The sequence below is a fragment of the Citrobacter sp. KTE151 genome (genome assembly GCF_000398845.1).
Lineage (GTDB): Bacteria > Pseudomonadota > Gammaproteobacteria > Enterobacterales > Enterobacteriaceae > Citrobacter > Citrobacter braakii.
Map to the genome: position 1 here is coordinate 1 of NZ_KB976061.1, position 5,291 is coordinate 5,291.

The 5,291-nt window shown below is 59.8% G+C and carries 4 protein-coding genes; 3 read left to right on the forward strand and 1 reads right to left on the reverse strand.

What is annotated here, in order from left to right; genetic code table 11:
* Positions 1–162 precede the first annotated feature (162 nt).
* Positions 163–336, forward strand: a complete 174-nt coding sequence (locus WC7_RS26560) for a hypothetical protein (protein WP_016151790.1) — start codon at positions 163–165, stop codon at positions 334–336.
* Between the two features lie 56 nt (positions 337–392).
* Here the strand turns inward: WC7_RS26560 and WC7_RS21185 are convergent, their stop codons facing one another.
* Positions 393–3,140, reverse strand: coding sequence for a hypothetical protein (locus WC7_RS21185; protein WP_016151791.1), 2,748 nt, complete (start codon positions 3,138–3,140; stop codon positions 393–395).
* Between the two features lie 609 nt (positions 3,141–3,749).
* Between WC7_RS21185 and WC7_RS21180 the strand changes: the two genes are divergently transcribed.
* Positions 3,750–4,982, forward strand: coding sequence for a primase/helicase family protein (locus tag WC7_RS21180; protein WP_016151792.1), 1,233 nt, complete (start codon positions 3,750–3,752; stop codon positions 4,980–4,982).
* A gap of 60 nt (positions 4,983–5,042) precedes the next feature.
* The coding region (locus tag WC7_RS21175; RefSeq protein WP_016151793.1) for a hypothetical protein at positions 5,043–5,291 on the forward strand (249 nt) is incomplete at its 3' end.

Below are 5,291 nucleotides of genomic sequence, written 5' to 3' on the forward strand. Positions count from 1 at the left end.
CCCTGTCTACGGCAAAGCCGCAGGCCATAACCGCGATCACCTCTCCGGGGAGTGGGTTGTGGAGGCTGGCGCGGTGTCTGTTCGCTCCCGCGTGTCTGCTGCTGAGGCGGCGAACAAGTGGGAGCAGGCTGTGGCGTCTGCTGTCGCGGCAGGTAAGCCGTAATGGAAAGGCCCGTGATGCTTATCCCGGAGCGTGCCATTGCCGATCCCGATGCTAACCGCATCAGGGCAATGCAGGAGCGTATCCGGCGAGCCACAAAGCGCCGGGCGCAGGAAACGCAGGAGCGAGCCATGGCTGCGCCAGATTATCACTGGAGCGCATCCCGCCGCAGATAGCAAAAAGGGCCCGAATATGGGCCCTTGTCTTTTGCGTGCCAGCACGCCCGCTACCGCTACCGACTGGCAAAGCTGCGCGGCTGCGTGAAAGAGCTTTTTACCGGGACGCTTTGGGTTTGTGTGCGCCCATCTGGGTATTGCAGGTTTACATTGATATTGGCGTCTGAAATATCAATTTTCCCTCCGCGTTGCCCGGCTGGCATGGTCTCCGGCGCGATCTTGTAGTTGTTCTGGTTATTCAGGGCCATGCTAACGCCAGAATTAACCACGGATTGCGGGATGCTGCTATTTTTCACGTTCTCTTTGCGGAGGATGGCCCGCGTTACGTTCAGCAGAGTGTTCTGATCGGTTAAGTCCAGCTGCTGATCTGGGTCGTAGCCTGTCCATTCGCTCGCCTGCCGGATGTAGCGCGGCACCTCAGGATCACCGCTCGCATAGGTGCTGATAATCTCCCGTAGCGTGCGCTTGCGTCCACCCTGATATTTCCCAGTGCTATAACGCAGCAGCTGCCCGGCAGACGCTGCAATGCCTGCCTGCTGGGTTGGGAAGCGCCGCCAGTTGCCGTTAGCGTCCTTCACGTTACCAACGTTATTGCCTGCCCAGTTCCCGGCAGCACCGCTGCCTGCTGCCGCTGCGGATGGTGAGGAAATATTGCCGCCTAGCGCGACCTCTCCGGCTGTTTGCGGGCCGTATGCCGTTGCGTGTGCATTCGCATTGCCCTGCTCTACAAAGTTGAGCTGCTGCTGGCGCATGAGCTGCTGCTGGCGTTTCAGTGCCCTGTATCGGTCGCCCTCTGGCCCTGCGGTCTGCATACCGACGCCCTTGTCCTGCAAGGTGTTCATTTCCTGCTGATAGGCATCGAGACGCCAGCCGTATTTGCGGCGGGCCTGCTGCTGCGTATCGAGGCGCATCCCCTTTTCATAATCGCGGCGCAGACTGTCCTCACTGCCCCCGGTCATTTTAACCAGTGCCATGCGCATGACATCGAGAGCAGGCAGGGCGCGGCGGGCGTAGTCCTCAAACTGGTTGTTGAGCTTCGCCACGTTATCGCGGATCTCGCTGCCTTCGGTCTTCGCAGGGCCATGCACGGTGGCAACCTGAGTGAGCACGTCTTTCAGCTTCTCCGGGTCAGTACCTTTAAGGGCATCGGTAAGGCGCTGGCGTTCGCCAGCATCAAGGCCCCCGCGCTTGAGGTATTCATTGCCCATAGCCTCCAGCCCTTTGCCGCTCTGAATCTGCCCCAAAGCGGCGTAACTGGTGGCGTTTACGCCGTCAGGGTTAATTTTCAGGCGGCTGAGGCGACTTGAGACGCCGCTCATATCTGCGCTGCTCATCTGGTCGATTGCCAGCGCGTCATTGATGCCGACGCCAAGGTGGCGCGAGAGAGCCACGATTGAATCAGGGCCGTAACCATAGGCCCGGTGGATGCCCTGCCGGGTCATATCGAGCAGGGTCTGATCGCCGTGATGATTGCCGCCAAAGCGCTGCCCGTAAAGAGAATCAGGGCCCAGCGTGCTGCTAATGGTGCCAAAAGCGCCGCCAGACTGGAGGACTTCGAGCGCCATCGGGTTGTTGATGCCGTTGCGCAGGGCCATGCGGGCCATGAATGCCCGTGAAGGGTCGCCCATTGCGCCACCGCGCTGGAGGTTCGCATTAATGCGGCTCAGCAGGTTGGTGGAGCCCTGCAAATCCATACCGGGGATCCCTGAACTCATCAGGCCAGCCATTGCACCCGCATAGCCTGGCACATTAGGCGCGGTCAGGCTCATGCGTGCCTGCTGGATGGCAAAGTCGCTGATCGCCTGCATAGCTTCGCCAGCCTGCGCAAATGCGCCTGATTTGCCGATAGCCTCCCCCATTAGCAGGCCCATGCGGCGCAGCTGCTGATCGTTGTTTACGACACGGGAAGCGGAGAGCTGGCCCATTGTGCCCGCGACGCTGTTTGGATCGAGACCGTAGGAGCGGGCCAGACCGCCAGAAACCAGCATCCCGGTGCCTAGGTTCTGGCCCGGCTGGATGTTGGCGGCGCGGGAATAGGTGGAGGCCAGCGCGATGGCGTCACCGTTGGTCATGCCCAGATTGTTGGCGGAGCTCATGACGCCGCGCTGGAGGCTGGAAAAGCTGACAATGCCGCCCATCTGGCGGTATAGCTTATCAAGCCCGATCACGTTGTCCTGTGCCTGCCCGATCTTGTCAGCGACCGCGCCGATAATCTTCCCTACGCCGAGCGCCGCAAGCCCGCCGACCAAGCCCATGAGTCCGGCACCTGCTCCGCCAGACAGCCCGGCGTTCATTGCCCCGCTAATGGTGCCGCCGACCGGGCCAGCGTTGCGCAGCATCGTGCTGAGGTGATTCTGCCATACCGAAGGCTGGTTATTATTCTGCGGCCCGCCCTGAGGCGCTGGAGAAGGATTTGAGGGGGTAGGCGCTGGCGGTTTCGGCTTCGGTTTCGGGGCGTCGTCAAACTCCACGCCCAGAAAGTTGAGCATGGCCTGCATCTTTTTGATGCGCTCAGCCTGATCGCCATACATCTTTTTCCAGTCAGCCATGAGCGGGTTAGACGCTCCTTGGCCCGTCTTGCCCATGGTCGTTCTGAGCTCGGTCTGGACTTTCAGCAGCTTCTGCATCTGCTTGATGAAGGCGTCCAAGTCCTCTTTTGACTTGACGTTAATCGGCTCAAACTTCTGCTTGTTGGCCTGCCCTACCTGAGAGGCAAGGATGCGGATCTGGTCGTTGACCATTTGAATCTGTTGCTTGAGGTCTGCCGCGTCAAATTGCGCGGAGACCGGGATTTTAATCGCCATGTTATAGCCCTGTTTTGTCATCGTCAGGGCCAGTCTGGCGTCACGACATTTGCACCGCTTCAATTACGGCAGTGACGCCGCAAGCCGCGCCAGCTGTGGATAACTTTGATAAAATCACCTTGCTATTATGACCAAAATGGTCAAAATACAAATCACGCAGCCTGACAGCTGCTGTTAATTTCCGTGTCCAGCAAGGGCGGAAAGTACACCCCAGCCGTGGGGGGTTAGCGGGTGACGCTCTCTCACCCATCACCATGGCGCGAGAGCGAGGGGCAGCAGATCAGTGCGGACTCTCCGGGGCAGAAACGCCCGCATCACCGCATAAGTCCTTATGGTCTGCATTTAGTGCTTTTGGCATGAATCACTCAAAAAGTCCCGCCAGACCATCGGCGGGCAATGACCAACCCTGAGGAAACCCCATTGAAGATTTACCGCGAGGCGCTGGCTGAGAAACTGAGGATCAGCCCACGCCATATGCGCAGGTTAGAGGAGCTACACCCCCCTGACGGGCGCGATAAAAAGGGCCATTACTGGCTAACCGGGCCGGAGCTGACGAGGTTCATAAAGCAGCAGCGCCGACCAGAAAGAAGACGTTAAGAGAGAGCCGAAATGACTGGGAAGAATGACTGGCTGTTAATACCGAATTTGCTGGATGAAGCGCTGGCCCGCACGCCTGCACCGTCCTGCGGTGGCGGCTTTGAGGACTGGAAACGGGACATCACCGGGATCATGTGCTGGCTGCGCTACCTGAGCCGCGACGCTGAGGCCGTGAACGTCTGCACCCGATGGAGTGAGGAGCCCGGCATTACACCTGCTCAGCGGGCCAGTAATGCCTCCCTGCTGTCATCCACCGCCCGCTATGTGCTCAGCCTGCCACCGGACACGGCGAAAGCCTACGCCATCGGCCTGCTGTACCGTGCGCCCGGTCTGGTTGATGACATTCAAACGGGCCGCTTTGGGGCTGAATATCAGCCCACTGCCGAGCAGCTGCGCCAGCAGGAAGCCCAGCGCGAAGCCAGACAGCAGGAATTTGAGGCCCGTCAGCTGGAGCAGGAGCAGGCAACGCAGAAGCAACGCCAGAAAGCCTATGCAGATGCGATGCGCATTTATGGCAAGGGTAACGCCGATCCCGAAGCCGTCCGCGCAACCCCGTACTGGCGCGAGAAAGAGAAAGCCGCAGGCTTTCGCCTCCCCGTTCCTGAGGGCGTCCGCTGCGGTTCGGCCCGCATGTTCCTGCCTGTCGTCGGCCCGGTCTGGTGGAATAGCGCCTTGATCGTGCCGCTGCATGTCATCAATGAGCATGTGAAGCTGGGCCAAGCATCAATCGAGCTTATTTGCGGTACGGCTAACCCGCCAGTCTCCCGCACGGGTGACAAGCGCGGCCTCAAAGGTGGCTTGCGTCAGGGCGCTTTCTTCCCGATTAACCTCGACAAAGCCCGCCATGGTGAGCCACTGGTTATCGTTGAAGGGCTCATGACGGGGATCGCCGCCTCGCTCATGATGGGCGGCAAACTCCCGGTAATTTGTGCCATGTCCTGCGAGTTTTTCAGCAGCGTGATCGACGAGCTCCAGATTGCCTATCCTGCATCACCTTTCTACATCATCGGTGACGTGGGAGCAGGGCACCGCAAGGCCGCAGACCTCGCCACTGAGAGAGGACGCGCTGAGATTTACGCGGTAGACCTTGAGCCATGCCTGCCGGAGGAAGGGGCCGACGCGTTCGATATGCTGGCCCGTCATGGGGTCGATAATGGCATGGTGCTGTTGCGCTCCATGTTCCGCACTGCCCGGCTGGCGCGTGGTGATGCTACTGTCTCCCCGTCATCGTCAGTCAATCCTTAGTACCAAAGCCGCTCTGTGACAGGGGCGGCTTTTTCATTCCTTGAGGAGCCGAAAATCAAAATGAGCGAGCAAACGCAGCAGTTATTTACCGCCGAGCTGTGCAGCATGATCCCCAAGGCGCTGGCGCAGTGGTTCCGTGAGGGTGGCAAATCGGCGGGGCCTGAGGGCCCTGTGATTGCGTTCGGCCTGCGCATCAAGCGCGGCGGAGTGATGACAATTATGGGGCATTCTATCGAGGGGCATAAGTGGGCCACCCCGGCCTATTACGCCGACGCGGCTCGCATCATGCGCAAGGATAAGCGGGGCAAA

Excerpts from the sequence above, each read along its gene's own strand:
- WC7_RS21185 (WP_016151791.1), bottom strand. The coding sequence starts at position 3,140 with ATGGCGATTAAAATCCCGGTCTCCGCGCAATTTGACGCGGCAGACCTC.
- WC7_RS21180 (WP_016151792.1), top strand. The coding sequence starts at position 3,750 with ATGACTGGGAAGAATGACTGGCTGTTAATACCGAATTTGCTGGATGAA.
- WC7_RS26560 (WP_016151790.1), top strand. The coding sequence starts at position 163 with ATGGAAAGGCCCGTGATGCTTATCCCGGAGCGTGCCATTGCCGATCCC.